The sequence below is a fragment of the Phyllobacterium sp. SB3 genome, from assembly GCF_040009165.1.
Classification (GTDB): Bacteria; Pseudomonadota; Alphaproteobacteria; order Rhizobiales; family Rhizobiaceae; genus Phyllobacterium.
Map to the genome: position 1 here is coordinate 1,040,946 of NZ_JBDYKI010000001.1, position 16,712 is coordinate 1,057,657.

General features: G+C 53.1%; 10 protein-coding genes. All 10 read right to left on the reverse strand.

The features are described 5' to 3' along the window. Window positions 1-126: 126 nt before the first annotated feature. The 10 genes from ABKW30_RS05090 to ABKW30_RS05135 all read right to left on the reverse strand — a co-directional run bounded on the left by ABKW30_RS05090 (window position 127) and on the right by ABKW30_RS05135 (window position 16,676). Entirely contained in the window at window positions 127-8,715 is an 8,589-nt protein-coding gene (locus ABKW30_RS05090; protein ID WP_348597106.1) for a glucoamylase family protein, read from the reverse strand. 275 nt (window positions 8,716-8,990) lie between these two features. Beyond that, on the reverse strand, window positions 8,991-10,031 hold the full coding sequence (locus tag ABKW30_RS05095) for a sulfate/molybdate ABC transporter ATP-binding protein (RefSeq protein WP_348597107.1): 1,041 nt from the start codon (window positions 10,029-10,031) through the stop codon (window positions 8,991-8,993). Window positions 10,032-10,042: 11 nt separating this feature from the next. Then, a complete protein-coding gene (gene cysW / locus ABKW30_RS05100; protein ID WP_348597109.1) occupies window positions 10,043-10,924 on the reverse strand; it encodes a sulfate ABC transporter permease subunit CysW in 882 nt (293 codons plus the stop codon). Beyond that, window positions 10,914-11,756, reverse strand: coding sequence for a sulfate ABC transporter permease subunit CysT (gene cysT, locus ABKW30_RS05105; protein WP_348597111.1), 843 nt, complete (start codon window positions 11,754-11,756; stop codon window positions 10,914-10,916). The genes cysW and cysT overlap by 11 nt, the downstream gene beginning before the upstream one ends. Before the next feature lie 60 nt (window positions 11,757-11,816). After that, the gene (locus tag ABKW30_RS05110) at window positions 11,817-12,848 is read right to left on the reverse strand and encodes a sulfate ABC transporter substrate-binding protein (RefSeq protein ID WP_348597113.1); all 1,032 of its coding nucleotides are present in this window, start codon (window positions 12,846-12,848) and stop codon (window positions 11,817-11,819) included. Between the two features lie 211 nt (window positions 12,849-13,059). After that, the gene (locus ABKW30_RS05115) at window positions 13,060-13,236 is read right to left on the reverse strand and encodes a hypothetical protein (RefSeq protein WP_348597115.1); all 177 of its coding nucleotides are present in this window, start codon (window positions 13,234-13,236) and stop codon (window positions 13,060-13,062) included. 15 nt (window positions 13,237-13,251) lie between these two features. Continuing rightward, window positions 13,252-13,758, reverse strand: a complete 507-nt coding sequence (locus ABKW30_RS05120; RefSeq protein WP_348597117.1) for a hypothetical protein — start codon at window positions 13,756-13,758, stop codon at window positions 13,252-13,254. 410 nt (window positions 13,759-14,168) lie between these two features. Next, window positions 14,169-14,759, reverse strand: coding sequence for an SCO family protein (locus ABKW30_RS05125; RefSeq protein ID WP_348597119.1), 591 nt, complete (start codon window positions 14,757-14,759; stop codon window positions 14,169-14,171). Then, window positions 14,759-15,289 (reverse strand): copper chaperone PCu(A)C, encoded by a 531-nt coding sequence (locus ABKW30_RS05130; RefSeq protein ID WP_348597121.1) that lies wholly within the window; start codon window positions 15,287-15,289, stop codon window positions 14,759-14,761. Before ABKW30_RS05130 ends, ABKW30_RS05125 begins: the two co-directional genes overlap by 1 nt. A 22-nt stretch (window positions 15,290-15,311) precedes the next feature. Beyond that, complete coding sequence (locus tag ABKW30_RS05135) at window positions 15,312-16,676, reverse strand: PepSY domain-containing protein (RefSeq protein ID WP_348597123.1); 1,365 nt, start codon at window positions 16,674-16,676, stop codon at window positions 15,312-15,314. Window positions 16,677-16,712: the final 36 nt, after the last annotated feature.

The window sequence follows — 16,712 nt, forward strand, 5'->3', positions numbered from 1 at the left end:
TTCTAAATGCAGACATTGGCGGATATTCGCCTTGCCATAATCGCTCTTGTTAATGCAATTCGCCGCCAAGGATACTTAGAAAAATCCTTGGCGGCGTTTAGTGCCGAGTGTTCCGAAAGCGAGAGGTCAGCCTCCCGTCGGAACTTCCACTATGACTTTATGGTCTCCAGACTTTTCCATCGGGATACCGGCCTCGGGTTTTGTCAATTTCTTGCCATTGACGGTAACCTTCCTGGCACCCTTCGCAAGCGGTTTGACCTCAACTGTATACCGGGCATCACCATTGCGCAGTACGAAGCTGAAGCCATTCCACTTTGAAGGGAGAGCAGGGTCGACGAACAAACGGTCGGCCTTGCGTGTAATGCCCAGGATGCCTTCTGTTGCAACGCGATACAGCCAGCCCGCAGAGCCCGTATACCAGGTCCAGCCGCCACGCCCGCGCATGGGATCGACGGAGTAAACATCCGCAGCTACGACATAAGGTTCGACACGGTAAGACTCGGCCTTGTCAGCATCAAGCGAGTGATTGACAGGATTGAGCATGCTGAACCAGCGATAGGCTTCATCAGCATTGCCGAGTTTTGCCATCGCAAGAACAGCCCACGTTGCAGCGTGTGTGTACTGCCCACCATTCTCACGAACACCGACCGGGTAACTCTTAATGTAGCCCGGATCATGACGCGATTTATTGAACGGAGGCGTAAACAGCTTGATGACCTGCGCTTCATCATCGATCAGATGTGTGGCGACGGAATTCATTGCCTGCCTGGCACGATCCGGATCGCCGTAGCCGGAAAGCACGCTCCATGACTGTGCAATAGAGTCGATTTTGCACTCTTCACTTGTCTTGGAACCCAAAGGCGAGCCATCATCGAAATAGCCGCGACGATACCATTCACCGTCCCAGCCGTTCTTTTCGAGAGAAGTTTTCAGGCTTTCTATGTGGGCCTGCCAACGTTTTACCCGATCTGCATCCTTGTATCTTTCAGCAATAGGCAGGACATCGCGCAACGTGCTGATGAGGAACCAGCCAAGCCAGATGCTTTCACCTTTGCCGTCCTCGCCGACACGGTTCATTCCGTCGTTCCAATCGCCGGTCAGCATCAGCGGCAACCCGTTGGTACCAGTTCGGGCTACCGCAAGATCAAGCGCTCTGGCGGCGTGCTCCCAAACGCTGACGATCTCGCTGGAGATTGTCGGCTGATAAAACGCATCGTGTTCAGCCTCTTCCAGAGCCCGTCCTTCGATAAAGGCGACCTTCTCATCAAGAATGCTCATATCACCTGTCACTGAGGTGTAATGAGCAATTGCATAGCCAAGCCAGACCACATCGTCGGAAATTTTTGTCCTTACACCGGCTCCGGTTGTTGGAAGCCACCAATGCTGAACGTCACCTTCCTTGAATTGCCGGGCAGAGACATTTAGAATCTGCTTGCGGGCAAGGTCAGGATTAAGAACCAGCATCGATAATGTGTCTTGTAGCTGATCACGGAAACCGAAGGCGCCACTGGCCTGATAGAAAGCCGAGCGCGCCCAGATACGGCAAGCCAGGCTTTGATAAGGCAGCCAGCGATTGACCATGACATCGAAAGCGTCATCCGGGGTATCAACCTGCAGGCCATCGAGAAAATCAGCCCAGATAGCCTTGGAAGCTGATAGCGTATCCTCGAATGTACGGTCCGCATGCTCAGCCAGAACCTTGTCGGCGTCTTCGGCGGTTGCCGTATCACCCATATAGAACAAGACTTCCTTGGTTTCGCCGGGCGCGAGTTCGATATCTACAGCAAGCGCCGCGCAGGGGTCGCCGCCAGCCTCGACGAGGTTAGACAGAGACTTTGCCTGAAGAACAGCTGCCGGCCGCTCCACGGAGCCTATGTTGCCGAAGAATTCGGTTCGGTCGGCCGTGACAGATTGCGGCTTCACGCTGCTTGCAAAGAAAGCCATCTGGTTACGCCGTTCGACACCATATGGATTCCGGGCAAAGAGAACTCCTTTATCAGCATCATAAGACGGTACAATGAACGGCGCTGTCTTTGCGCGAACACTACCCAGCATCCACTCAATGAACCCATACACGCGGAGCTTTTTCGGTGATCCGCCATGATTGGTGATTTTCAGGCTGGATACCCGCACTGGCAGGACAGGATCAACCGTGTGGGTCAATTCAAGCCCGACATTGCCATGCTTGGAAAGGAAGGTTGAATAGCCCTGTCCGTGGTGGGTTTCGTACTGCACCGATGGATCGCGCAATACCGATGCGGTAGGTGCAAATGCCGTATTTTTATCAAGGTCTACGACATAGATTGCTTCGCCGGAGCGGTTGATGACAGGATCATTCGACCACTGGGTCAACTGATAGTCGCGGCTGTTGCCTGACCATGTAAAGCCTGCTCCCTCAGCCGATACGTGAAAGCCGAAGCCGGAATTGGAGATCACGTTGATCCATGGCTGAGGTGTGCAGGTGAGACCACCCAGACGTACGACGTACTCGCCGCTCGCCATGTCAAAGCCGCCGAAGCCATTCCAGAATTGCAGACCGTCGCCCGAAATCTTGGGTCGGGCTTTGTTTAAAAGTTGGCTGGGTGCTGAAGCGATTCCACGCAGATCATCGGTCTCAGCTTCGATCAGAGCTTTCCCCTTGGCATCAGGCGCTGGCAGTGCGTCGGCAGCCAGTTCCGTCACACGGTTCAACTGCTCTGACAGAGAGCCATTCTGCGCATGTAGAACGATGCGCGCTGAGGCCAGCAGGGTATTGTAGCTGGCATCGCTCATCTGATCCTTTCGGACTGTAAAGATGTGCACGCGAGGGCCATACTGTCCACCGCGTGCACGGCTGTTTTCGCACATGGCTTCCAAACCGCGCTGGAAGTCCTGGGCATAAGAGAAGGAGCGTTCATTGATGACAACAACATCAACGACCAGTCCTTTTGCACGCCAGTACTCATGCGCCTTCAGAATATTTCTCAGCGTTTCCATATCGGCTTCATCGTCGATACGAAGCGCAAGTATCGGGAAATCGCCCGAAATAGACATTGGCCAGAGTTCGGATTGGCTACCCAACCCGCTCGCGATGCTGCTCGATGGCAGTCGTAAGGATTTCTCCGGATAGATCAGATTTGTCGCTACGCGCTGGAAGACCGCTGCTTCGTCGGGGTTGATCCCGATATGATGCAGGCGGACCTGAGAACTCGTCCACGACAGGGAGAACTCGCGGGCAAAACAATCCGGATGGCGGAAGCGGGCTACTACCTCCTCCAACTCTTGACGATCTGGCCTGACGAGTGTCCAGAATACCAGCGTAACTTTCTTGTGTGCCGGAACCCGGACGCGGCAACGAAGCGAGGCAATCGGGTCCAAAACAAATCCGTGGCTTCCGCTCAAGGTGACACCCTCGTCGAATGCTACTGGATTATGAAGGGAACGTCCTCGTCCGATAAATGCGCGGCGATCAGTTTCTACCTGTACTTCACGCATCGCGCCGGAACCGTCACTGACAACGTGAGCGACGTGGATATCGGGATCGTCCGCGCCGCGTTTGCGGCGTGTCGCATAAATGGCATCGCCGCGCTCATCGATCTCCGTCTCAACAAACATTTTCGCAAAGGCGGGATGAGCAGTATCAGTATCATCATTGGTCAAGACCAGTTCGGCATAGGACGTAACTTCAATAATACGATCTTTGGTACCTGTATTGGTAATGACGATACGGCGTCCTTCCCCATCGGAATCGGAGGCAACGATCGTTTCCACAGTGGAGTGGATCGTGCCGGTTTCCTTGATGAATTCCGCTTTGTAGTCGGTGAAGATTGTGGTGCTTTTATCTCCGGCCAGACGAACTGGATCACTGGTCGCTGACCACCATTCGCCGTTTTCCATGTCGCGCAGGAAGAGGAATGTTCCATAACCGCTCTCGATGGGATCAGGCTGGAATCGTGTTATCGCCAGACCATTCCAGCGGCTGTAACCACCACCATTCGCCGTAACCATCACAGAATAATGCCCATTCGACATGATCTGTGTCGCGCGGGGTGCGGTCATCGGGTTCGGGATATAGCGGATCGATGCGGGCTCCTCCGAGCTTTCAACCGCTTTGCGCATGGGATTGTCAGCCTTCGCCTGCAATACCGGTATTTCGCGAGGTGCCTTTTCCTGCAACAGGAGTTCGGCAGCTTCGATAACGGGATCGGCATGGAAGCGCTCGCGCATGCGGCCTTCGAAGACCACGTTGTTGACAGCAACAATCGACATGCCGTGATGGTGCGCCATATAGTTGCGCACGATCGCATACTCCTCGCCTTCGCGAACGCGGGATTTCGTGAAGTCAACGGCATCGTAGAAGCCGTATTTACCCAGTGCTCCCATCTCACGCAGACGGTTCAGGTTTTGTACGGCTGCTGCCGGCTGATACTGGCTGGCCATGATGCTTGCATAAGGCGCAACCACGTAATTCTTGGACAGCCCGCGCTTGAGGCCAAGCGTTGGCACACCAAAATTGGTGTACTGGTAGTTCATTTCCGGGTCGCGCGCATTGTATGCGGCTTCCGAAATGCCCCATGGCAATCCTTTGGATTCGCCGTATTCGATCTGGCGCTGGACGATCAGCTTATTGGTCTGATCAAGCATAGAGCCGAGCGGCTCTATCATTACCAGCGGTGGCATCAGATATTCGAACATCGAGCCTGACCAGGAGATCAGGGCACCTCGCCAGCCAACCGGAACCAGCAGACGGCCCAGCTTGAACCAATGGTCAACGGGAATGTCGCCCTTGGCGATGGCGAAAAGGCTTGCCAGCCGTGCTTCGGATGCAAGCAGGTCGTAGCAGCTTGCATCAAGTTCATTGGTTTCAACCCGGAAACCGATGGACAGCAAGCGTCGCTCCTTCCGCTCAAGGAAGGTAAAGTCAGTATCGAATGCCAATTGACGGGCCCGCGTGGCGAGAGAAACCAACCTCTCACGCAAAACATCGGTGCTTTCGTGACCACCCATTGCATCGTCCGTATGACCTTGACAGGTCTTGACCAGGAGCAATGCCCATTCATTTGCCGTTTGGCTGATCGGTGTCTCAAGCTCACCATGCAGCTCTTCAGTAAGGCGTTGAATATCGCTGGCGAAGAGCGAAAGATTGATGGTTCGAAGCGATGCCGTCTCCGGCTCTTCCTTGATTGTTGTAATCGCCCGGCGGAAGTTTGCCACACGTTCCTCGAGGCGCCGACGCAATGGCCGCAGAACACGGCGGTCATCTGGAATTTCAGCTATTGTTTCCTCGAGGATATCACTGACATCGAGAATTCCGTCGAGTTCGCTCTGAAGATAGACCGATGGTGCTTCAGCCCACTTTTCGAGAGCCGAAGACAAAGCCACAAGATGACCCGCAAGATTACCACTGTCTACAGCAGAGACATAAAGCGGCAGCAATGGACGAAGGGTCGTTGTTTCGTACCAATTATAAAGGTGCCCCCGATACTTTTCCATCTTTTCGAGCGTATCGATGGTGTCACCAATGCGCGTCAACGTCTCGTTGAAGCTGATCCAACCGAAATCTCTGGCAGCAACAGTCGAGAGCAGATACATGCCGATATTGGTTGGCGATGTGCGTGTCGCGATAACCGGATGAGGGTCCTCCTGGAAATTGTCCGGAGGAATGAAGTTCTGTTCCTTGGTTACGAAAGCATCGTAATAATGCCAGGTACGGCGTGCGAAGCGGCGCAATTCACCCTTGTCGGACGAACGGACGATCAGGTCGTCCAAGGGCTTGGCCGATCGGCTTACGAGCCAGGCGATAACCGGTGAGAAAAACCATATTGCTGCAAAGGGTACCGCCAGCATCCAGGCGCGGCTATGGCCTGCGAGTGGCAAAATAATTGCGACCAGAGCAACGATAACTGCAGGCCACATCAGCCGTGTGTAGTATTGCAACGTATCCGGAGAACTTGTCTTGGCCTGTGCAGCCGCGCGCCACTCGAGAAGGTTTTTGCGCGAGACAAACAGCCGGTACAAAGTCCGCGCAATCGCATCGACCATGAGACAAGCCATGTTGGCGATAAAGGTGATGCGCAAAGCGATATCTGCGGCACCTGCAAATATGTCTGTCAGAATGGCTTGGAAATGGCCTTTCAATGAAAGGTTCATGTCCGTCGGCACAAGGTTCGTGAACAGGATCATCGTCGGTACGATGAACATGCTGAAGATCATGAAGAACTGCCACAAGGCCGCAATGCCCGGAGGCAACAAGGTCCATGCAGCGATAGAGGCCAAAATCCAGAAAACCGGCGTTAGCGAACGGCGCAGGTTATCGACCATTTTCCAGCGTGTGACCGATGTAATTCCCGGCTTTGTGCTGAAAAGATAAGGCAGCAACTGCCAATCGCCACGCGTCCAGCGGTGGTGACGCGAGATATCGACATTGTAGCCGGTGGGGTAATCTTCGACGACTTCCACATCGCTGACCAACGCTGCGCGAGCATAACCGCCTTCCAGCAGATCGTGGCTCAGAATTGTGTTTTCAGCAATCTTGCCATCAAGCGCAAGCTCGAAGAAATCAATGTCGTACAGGCCCTTGCCGGTGAATGTGCCTTCGCCGACAACGTCCTGATAAACATCAGAAACCGCAAAAACATATGGGTCGATACCGCGATTGACGGAGAAGACGCGCTGCAGGAACGAAGCGTCATCACCCGTGGTCAACGATGGCGTTACACGCGGTTGGAGAATTGCATAGCCGCTTACGATACGGCCAGCCTTCTCGCTGTAAATCGGGCGGTTTAGCGGATGTATGAGCTTGCCGGCAAGGCGGTTTACCGAGTCAGGAGTGAGGCGCGTATCCGAGTCCAGCGTCATCACGAATTTGATGTCTGTCGGTAGTTCCTCATTTGAGGGGAAGTAGGTCGTGTCCTTGTCGCCGCGCAGGAGAAGGTTTAGCTCATGCAACTTACCGCGCTTGCGCTCCCAACCCATCCAACGGTTTTCCTGGGCGTTGAAGAGGCGTTTGCGATGGAGCAGAAAAAAGCGGGGGTTGCTCTGCGTGTAATGATCGTTGAGGGCGGTGATCTTTTCCCGGGCGTAATCAAGTATGTCGAGATCGTCATTGGTCTGTTCGACCTTGCTGTCGGCCCAGTCCGTCAGCAGCGCAAAATAAACTTCGCCGCGCGGGTTGGTCAGATAGTGGACCTCGAGATTACGGATGTGTTCATCGACGGAATCCCGCGAAGTGATCAATGTGGGCACTGCCACGAGTGTTTTCGCTTCTGGAGGAAGACCGTTCTTGTATTCAAACCCGATCAGCCGCGTTGGCGGCATGAACATTGGAATGATCCAGTTCACAAAGCCATTTGCCGTTTCCATAGTCGGAAAAACGGCGAGTATCGTAAACAGCAGAACCAGATCTCCAGACAGGCCGGCACGGGTCAGCCAATAGTGAACCACGAGCAATATGGCGATCGAGAAAATGGAGGCAGGAGCCCACAAGCCGGCTAGGCCAAGGTTTCGATAAAACCGTACCCAGCGCAGCATGACGGTTGGCGTGTAGCCACAGTTTGCTTCCAGTTCAGGACGGCCATCGCCTGCCAGATAGTAGCCGACATCGCGTTTACGCTGTTCGGGAACACCGCCTTCGCCGCCGGTCTGTTCAGCGCTCTTGTGTGCGAGTTCGAGCGCGACTTGAGTGATGTCGTTTTCGCTCTTGCCCGAACGGCGCGCGATCTTCTCAATGGCCACGCGATAGGCATTGCGAGAATGGAAGTCGAGGGCATCGAAGTTAGAGTTCTCACGCAGAACCGCGTCAACGCCACTGACTGTTTCAAACCAAGTGATCCAGTCTACGTCATCAATCGCCTTCAAACTGCGAATGAGATTTCCCATTGTCACGCCGCCGGTGGATTGGCGTGTATGTTCCTGAATAATTGCGTCTTCGGCATCGCTGCCGTTGTTTTCCAGTACCTCTTCCAGCCATGCAACTGCGGCACCGGAATGCATTGCTCCACCACGCAGACGATAGAGCAGATGCGTTGCGAAGGTGCTGTCGCGTGCAGCGGTCGTATATTGTTCCAGAAGTTGGGGCAGGGTGTCCTTATCAGCGTTCAGCGTGATCTCATCGGCAACACTGTTCGCATAGGCGCGCATACGCCGGGCACGTTCGACACGCAACGACAGACGCCGCGCATTTTCGATAAGGATGAAGCGCACGGCGGAGGGAAGCGCCCACAATTCACCGATATACAGCGGCTCTACCGTTTGAAAACCTTCAACAATGGCGCTGAGGCTGTTCAGCGAGAACTGGCTATCCGTATGGGCAACGTAAAGCCATGCGAGAGCCATAACGCGTGGTATTTCCTGCTGACTGACAAGCGAGGGCAGCTGGCGAATGAATTTTTTGGGCAGATCACGCTCAACCTGCTGGATATTCTGGTCAACCAGATAGTAGTTGTCGAGCAGCCATTGCGCTGCGGGAGTAATTGTTTCGCCTTTGCGAGCGGCGGCATCGGAAGACCGGTAGGAATGTAATATCAACCGCGCATTCTCAATGGTTCTCTGCTCGAAAACCATTGGCTCATAATCGGGCAGCCGGACATTTTCGCCCTTTGCTACGCTTGCGCCGAGATCCCGGATATCATCAATCGACTTATAGTGTGCCCGGATAGGGTTCGGCTGGACAGAAAAAATCTGGCCGACGGTTTTCTTCTGAGATGCGAACGCTGGAAAAAAGCTTAATGAGGGCATTTGCTTCGTTTCGGTTGGAAGAAAAAAATCTTCGGGATTGCAATATAAGACGGCATTTTACGATCTAATCGGTTCAGAGCAATGACGCTATCACCACTTTGATTGTTACCGATCAGTTTTGATGAAAATGAGTCAGATTGCCATAAGGAATTATGTGCGGTCGCTGGGATAGCGGGGAATTATAAATAAAATGACTCTGAAATAGCCGAAGGTTTCAAACTGTTTACCGGACAAAAAAGCCGGAATTCGAAAATCCCGGCTTTTGCTACGACCTTTTAATCGGCTTTTCCAAATACACGCCAATGTTTTGGCAAAAACGCCAAGGGAGAGCCGACTTTCGCAGGATGATCGGCGGATATTTCGATCTCTACACGGCTTTCCGTACCACCAATTTCAAGCTCGACGCGGCGTGTTGCGCCCACACGGCGGCTGGCTATCACCGTTCCACTGATGCTTGATTGTGCATTTTCGGCCAGCGTTACATCATGCGGGCGGAAATACAGAACACCATTTCCATCGGCTTGATCACTTTGGAGGTTCAGTGCCTCATCACCAAGATAAGGTGTGCCTCCTTTCACGATAACTTCCAGCGAACTCGACTCGCCGATGAAACTATAGACAAACGGTGAGTTTGGCCGGTCATAGACTTCATCAGGCGTGCCGACCTGTTCGATTTTGCCTTGGCTCATCACAACAACACGGTCTGCAAGCTCGAGAGCTTCGTCCTGATCATGTGTCACGAAAACCGTCGTGTGCTTGGTCTTATCGTGAATCTCACGCAGCCAGCGGCGCAGTTCCTTGCGAACCTTGGCGTCAAGCGCACCGAAGGGTTCGTCCAGAAGCAGTACGCGTGGCTCGATGGCCATGGCACGGGCCAGAGCGACACGCTGCCGTTGGCCACCGGAGAGCTGCGCGGGATAGCGTTTTTCAAGGCCGGAAAGTTGGACGAAATCCAATAGTTCGGATGAACGCCTGCGGATTTCTTCCTTGGTCGGACGATTGGCCCCCGGGCGTACCTTCAAGCCAAAACCGACATTGTCGATCACAGTCATATGACGGAACAGAGCATAATGCTGGAAAACAAATCCGACATTACGTTCCTGCACCGATTTCAGGGAAGCATCCTCATCGCCGAAGAAAACTTTGCCATCTGTCGGGGTTTCAAGCCCTGCAATCAAGCGAAGGAGCGTCGTCTTACCCGATCCTGATGGACCGAGAAGCGCGATAAGCTCACCTGAATTGATATCCAATGATACGTCGTGCAGCGCCGGGAACCGGTCAAACTCCTTACGCACACCACTTACGCGAACTTCCATAAATATTCCCCTTAGTGTCCGCCGGCAGCGCGAAGTTCCGCTCCATACCGCAACTCCAGCAGAGTCTTGAGAACGAGCGTTACCAACGCGAGCAGCGCAAGTAGCGAAGCCACCGCGAAAGCAGCGACAAAATTATATTCGTTGTAAAGAATTTCGACATGCAGCGGCATCGTATTTGTCAGGCCGCGAATGTGGCCCGATACGACGGAAACTGCGCCGAATTCTCCCATTGCCCGGGCGTTGCATAAAAGAACGCCGTAGAGCAAGCCCCATTTGATATTGGGCAGGGTGACATGCCAGAAGGTCTGCCAACCATTTGCGCCAAGGGAAAGGGCAGCTTCTTCATCTGTCGTCCCCTGATCCTGCATGAGAGGGATCAACTCCCGTGCCACAAACGGAAAGGTGACAAACACAGTTGCAAGCACGATGCCTGGCACAGCAAAGAGGATTTCTATTCCGTGCGACTTCAGCCACGGTCCAAGCGCACTTTGCGATGAGAAGAGCAGAACATAGACCAGACCGGAAATGACCGGCGACACGGAGAAAGGCAGATCGATAAGGGTCGTCAGGAATGCCTTTCCCTTGAACTCAAACTTGGCGATCGCCCAAGCGGCAACAACCCCGAAGACAACATTCAAAGGCACTGCGATTGCAGCAACCAGAAAGGTCAAACGTATTGCTGCAAGCGCGTCGGGCTCAGAAAAGGCTGCAAAATAAGCTTCCGGGCCTTTTCGGAATGCTTCGATGAAAACCGCGACAAGTGGCAGCAGCAGGAAGAGGCCAAGAAAGGCTAGTGCAATAGCGATAAAAACGAACCGCGCCGTACGACTCTCCGTAGTTGCCGGATGCCATGCCTTGGCAGTTTCATTGGTTGCAGGTTGATCATGTGCCATAGCCATACCTCCTCCGGCTCCACGCCTGAATAAGGTTGATTACCAGCAGCATTAAAAAGGATATGGAAAGCATGATCGTTGCAATGGCTGTAGCACCCGCATAGTCAAACTCTTCAAGCCGGATGACGATCAGCAATGGCGCAATCTCCGACACATAGGGCAAGTTGCCTGCGATGAAGATGACAGAGCCATACTCGCCGACAGCTCGGGCGAAGGCCAGTGCGAAGCCTGTGAGAATAGCTGGTTGCAAGCCCGGTAAAAGCACGCGGGTTATGGTCTGAAACCGGGTTGCGCCCAGGGTTGCAGCGGCCTCTTCCACCTCTTTGCGGATTTCTTCCATCACCGGCTGTACCGTCCGAACAACGAATGGAAGGCCAATGAAAATCAGTGCAATGATAATACCCAGTGGGGTAAATGCGACTTTGATGCCGAGAGGATCAAGCCATTTTCCGATCCATCCGTTTTTGGCATAAAGCGCGGTCAAAGCGATACCCGCCACGGCGGTCGGCAAGGCAAACGGAAGATCTACAATGGCATCGATGATGCGGCGTCCGGGGAAGCGATAACGGACCAAAACCCAGGCAACGATGACGCCAAAAACGACGTTGACCAGCGCAGCAACAAGCGAAGTGCCAAAGCTGATCTTGAGCGCATTGATGGTACGCGGATCAATGGCAACGCTGAAGAAGCCGCCCCAGCCCAATGTAGCTGAGCGCCATACCAGACCCGCTAAAGGAATGAGAACAATAAGTGCAAGGTAGGCAAGCGTGAAGCCAAGTGTCATTCCGAAACCCGGAATGATACTTGGCCTCTTGAATCGGGATGGAGTCATAGGGCAACTCCATCCCGATTTGGCTGCCAACCCGCTTCTGCGAGGTTGGATTTCATGTTGTTACTGTTTCGGCTTGTAAATCTGGTCAAATGTTCCGCCATCTCCGAAGTGGTAGGGCTGTGCTTTGGCCCAGCCACCGAAGATTGGATCATCGATCGTTACCAGTTTCAACTCCGGCAGTTTTTTCAGAAGGTCTGCCGGCACAAGTTTCGGCTCGCTCGGGCGATAGAAATGCTTTGCAGCAAGGGTTTGGCCTTCTTCAGAATAAAGATACTGTAGATAGGCTTCCGCCGCTTTTCTTGTCCCTTTGGCATCGACATTCGCGTCGACGATAGCAACGGGCGGCTCAGCGAGGATGGATTGAGGCGGCACAACGATGTCAAACTTGTCAGCGCCAAATTCGTCAAGCGAGAGATAGGCTTCATTTTCCCATGCAAGGAGCACATCACCGAGTTCACGCTGCGCGAAAGTCGTTGTGGAACCACGAGCACCGGTATCAAGCACGGGAACGTGCTGGAAAAGCGTCGTGATATACTCCTTGACCTTGGCTTCATCACCCCCGAATTCACCATTCGCCCATGCCCAGGCCGCAAGATAATTCCAGCGGGCGCCACCTGAAGTCTTCGGATTTGGCGTAATCACCTCGACATCATCTTTGATCAGGTCGCCCCAGTCTTTAATCCCTTTGGGATTTCCCTTCCGGACCAGAAAGACAATAGTCGACGTATAAGGTGCGGAATTATGCGGATATTTGGTACGCCAGTCTGGATTAATTTTCTTCGTCGCGTCGACAATGGCTGAAATATCACTTTCAAGCGCAAGCGTTACCACGTCTGCATCAAGGCCATCAATGACCGCACGGGCCTGCTTGCCAGAGCCACCATGGGATGTTTGTATCGTCACCGTTTCGCCGGTATCAGCTTTCCACTTCGCGGCGAAAGCCGCATTGAAATCCTTATAGAGTTCGCGGGTGGGATCGTAGGAAACGTTCAAAAGCGTTGTGTCCGCAAAGGCTGCAGACATTGGCTGGGACGCAACTGTTGCCATAAGCAGAGCCGTTGCGAAGGCTATCGTTAATCGGGAATTTTTCATGCCTGCCTCCGTGTGATTGAAACTGAAGCGTAGCAGAGCGCCCAAAAATGGGGCGTTAGAAAGAATTCCTTTTATATGACAAAATTAGAAAATTCTACCGGATACCTATAGTCCATAGAAATAGTCGACTATCGCGCTAGAGAACTTAATTCTGCCGCGAAAAAAGCAAGCCAAGCCTCTGTTCAGACCTGGCTCGTCTGTCATTAAGCAATTACTTGCGAACCGTCAGCTTAACAGGTGTCGCGTCAGCAATTTTGACAAAGCCTGTCAATTCGACGCGTGTTGTTTCTACCTTGGGTGTTTTTATCGGCATAACGAAGATAGCCGCAGTCAACAGCGCTGTCGCTACGATGGACAACTGGCGCTCCCGGCGTGAACTGATGATCATGATCTCTCCCCTTTCTTAATGATATTTCGCACGCACAGGGCGGGAAATAATGTCGTCGATCGCAAACTTTGGAATGGGCAAAAGTACCTGATCCAGTTCTACGAGCGTTTCGGCGAATGCGATTGCAGCGTTCTCGACTTCCTCGTGACGGGAAGGACATGCCATTGCATTGAGGCATGTTCGTGCCGCAACCATGTCGCAATTTTGAAGGCCGGCAATTAGCCCCAATGTCATGCATTCTTCACGGCAGACATGGTGGGAACCAAAGGGAAATGTCTTCAGAGGGCACAGGGCGCAATGACGCAATGTGCGGATGAAATAGGACAATTCCGAGAGGGCGCGATTGCCATTACGGTCGCCCAGAATCTCGCTATAGAGACCGTATGCCATTTCCCAGGCAACGACAGAGCCAGTTTCAAATCCGGCAGTCCAGCGGCGATACCCTTCAAGCACCAGTTTCTCAGGAGCCCGATCAAAATAGCACCCCGTATGGTTCTGGCTCTCAGACAGACGCGGAAACATCGCGACCCCCATCCTGCTGAATATTGCGGGTAAGAGCGAGCGAGCCACTGCGGAACGCATGAGATAATAACCGTAAAGGTCTGTTGGGACCCAAGGCAGAAGACGAGCGCTGAAGTTTCAGCAAAGAAACCACGCGTTGGCGTGGCAGAAAAAGACCAATCATAAGGTCCTCCAATCGAACGGGTTCAAGGCCCAGACATCAAAGGGATGTACTCATTGTACGAGTGCATAAAGGCTGCTGAAAAATCAGATGTCAAACACTAATTGTTTAAAACGTCCAAAAATATCAATAGCTTAGAATAATTCTAGGAAATTATGAGTTTTTTAGTATACAAATGTTCTGAAAGTGTCGATTCGAGCAAAACCGCCCCCCTCCCAAATTTACGCGAAGGGGACAGTTTTGGCGGGAATCAGCCAGCGATCAGCAGCTTGAGCTTTTTCAGGGCAACGTCTGAGTTTTCTTTGTAATCAATCGTGCTCTTCAATCGTGAATCACGGTCAAGCAACATGACCGATGCCGTGTGATCCATTGTATAGTCGCCGTTTTCGGTAGGCACCTTCTTCGCATAAATACGCCAGCTCTTGACCAGTTTGTCGATCTCTTCCGGCTTGCCGGTAATGCCCGTGATGCGATCGGTAAAGGCGGCGGTATAGCCTTTCATGACCTCCGGAGTATCACGTTCCGGATCGACCGAGACGAAGAATACGCGCAAATCCCTGCCTTCATCGCCAAGTTTATTCAGCCAGTCAGCCATCTCGAACAAAGTTGTCGGGCATACCTCAGGACAATGTGTGAAGCCGAAAAACAGTGCTGTCGGATGACCTTTGAACGCCGCTTCCGTAATGGGATTTCCATTCTGATCAATGAGATTGAATGATGTACCAAGTTCTACGGCCCTCGGTGCAGTGGTCTGGCGTCCGCTGATATAAGTGAGAACCAGAAAGATCGACAGGGCAGCGATGCCGGCCCATAGACCATAGCGAAGCAAACGTATGTTCATCAGTTATGCTCCATCCCTGCGGCATTTGCCGCGCCAACCATGAACTGGACCTCGACCTTACCTGCCTTGGCAAATTCAAGCGTGACGGGGATCATATCGCCTTCTTTGAATGGCTTGGTGATATTCATGAGCATGAGATGAAGCCCGCCCGGGGTTAATTCTGCCGAACCGCCAGCCGGTATTTCCAGTCCATCCTTCAATTGGCGCATCTGCATCACATTGCCGTCCATTTTCATTTCGTGAACTTCAACGCGCTCTGCCGCCGCTGTGGTGCCGCCGATAAGACGGTCTGGCTCGCTGGCGGAATTTGCAATCTTGAGATATCCACCGCCAACTTTAGCGCCGGGCAGGGTTGCCCGCGTGAAGGCATCGCTGAGGGTCAGATCGCCAGCTTCTACTGGCTCCATCATCTCTTCAGACATGGCTGCGGGATCGCCTTGGCCCATTTTGGAATGATCATGGGCCTGTGCAGCAAAAGAAAGTGATGCGGCGAAGAACACCAGCGCAGTAATTCGGAATAGGATTTTCATGGTATATCTCCAGTTCGAATGTTTATGAGAATACGCGTTTCAGGGGAGAAGGGATGCGGGTGACCAACTGATCGATGGCAAGCATTGCCAGAATGGCCAATCCGGTAAGCGGAAAGACAATTCCGAAGCCAAGGATCACCAGGGTCAGCGTGATAAAGACACTGGTTTGCGATGGCATAGGCGGAACACCCAACCGGCCTGACGGGCGGCGTTTCCACCACATGACGACGGCCGTTACCGAAGTCAGCACGATGGCAAGACAGGTCAGCAGCATGAGGATCTGATTAGCGAGCCCCCAGTACTGACCCATATGGACGCCGACACCAAACTCTATGACTTTTCCGCCAATGCCGTACTGCGAAAAACTGATGTCAATCAATGGCTTGCCCGTATATCGATCATAGTGGATCGTTCGCTGTTTCGTTATGTCATCCGGGAAAATAGCGGCGGTGTAAACGCCCCGTTTGCCAGTTGGCAAGGAGACTTCGAAGCCGGGAGTAACACCCGCTTCATTGGCAGAAGCAACGATTTCATCAAGGCTTACGCTCTTGCCCGATACATTCGGCGTGGACGTGGGAAGAGGTGCGTTTTCCACGGTCCAGCCGGCATGATCGACAACATTCTTTGTCGGTATTGTCGAAACCGGAACATCATCCCAAAGCTTGGTTGGATAACCCATTCCCGAGCTGGAGAGCGTGGAATTCAGCTGCCCACCCCAGTAGCCGGACCAAGGCATTCCGGATATGGCAAGGAAGAAGATCAGAGCTCCGGCAGATGCGCCGGTAACGGCGTGGAGATCGCGCCAGAACACCCGTTTCGAAGGCGTTCCACGTATGCTGACGACGCCGCCTGTCTGCTTGCGCGGCCACCATAGGTAGAAACCGGTGACGACAAGAATGAGTGCCAGTCCACCGACAGCTTCCACCATCTTGTTGAAAACAATACCAAAATACTTCAGGCCGTGGATACGCCTTACAACCAGATTAAACTCATTCTCCTCCGGAACGGTGCCAAGCACAGCCCCGCTATACGGATTGACAAAGACAAGTGTTTTCTCGGCGGAAGTTCCAACAGTGACGCGAACCGAGTGCGAGGGGTCGGAAGGCACCCGGTAACGCACGACTTTCGAGCCAGGCACGGCTGTTCTGGCATTCTCCGCCAACAGGGTTGGCGCCAGAGTTTCGCCTCTGGGTTCCACGATATTACGATAAGCGAAGACGGTATCGTCTATCTCGTCCTTGAACAGATAAAGCCCGCCGGTAACGGCCAGATTGATCATGAACGGAATGACCAGAAGGCCCGCAAAGAAATGCCAACGCCAGACGGCGCGGTAGAGAGATACACTGATATTGTTAGGCTTTTTGCCAGCCCCGGCAGTCACGGCCATAGTTTTTCCAATCGTCTGACGGCCAACGGAAACGGA

What these genes read in the sequence shown, in the direction of transcription:
- ABKW30_RS05120 (WP_348597117.1), bottom strand. Translation starts at nt 13,758, where the DNA reads ATGTTTCCGCGTCTGTCTGAGAGCCAGAACCATACGGGGTGCTATTTT.
- ABKW30_RS05115 (WP_348597115.1), bottom strand. Translation starts at nt 13,236, where the DNA reads ATGATCATCAGTTCACGCCGGGAGCGCCAGTTGTCCATCGTAGCGACA.
- ABKW30_RS05130 (WP_348597121.1), bottom strand. Translation starts at nt 15,289, where the DNA reads ATGAAAATCCTATTCCGAATTACTGCGCTGGTGTTCTTCGCCGCATCA.
- cysW (WP_348597109.1), bottom strand. Translation starts at nt 10,924, where the DNA reads ATGGCACATGATCAACCTGCAACCAATGAAACTGCCAAGGCATGGCAT.
- ABKW30_RS05110 (WP_348597113.1), bottom strand. Translation starts at nt 12,848, where the DNA reads ATGAAAAATTCCCGATTAACGATAGCCTTCGCAACGGCTCTGCTTATG.
- ABKW30_RS05095 (WP_348597107.1), bottom strand. Translation starts at nt 10,031, where the DNA reads ATGGAAGTTCGCGTAAGTGGTGTGCGTAAGGAGTTTGACCGGTTCCCG.
- ABKW30_RS05135 (WP_348597123.1), bottom strand. Translation starts at nt 16,676, where the DNA reads ATGGCCGTGACTGCCGGGGCTGGCAAAAAGCCTAACAATATCAGTGTA.
- ABKW30_RS05090 (WP_348597106.1), bottom strand. Translation starts at nt 8,715, where the DNA reads ATGCCCTCATTAAGCTTTTTTCCAGCGTTCGCATCTCAGAAGAAAACC.
- cysT (WP_348597111.1), bottom strand. Translation starts at nt 11,756, where the DNA reads ATGACTCCATCCCGATTCAAGAGGCCAAGTATCATTCCGGGTTTCGGA.
- ABKW30_RS05125 (WP_348597119.1), bottom strand. Translation starts at nt 14,759, where the DNA reads ATGAACATACGTTTGCTTCGCTATGGTCTATGGGCCGGCATCGCTGCC.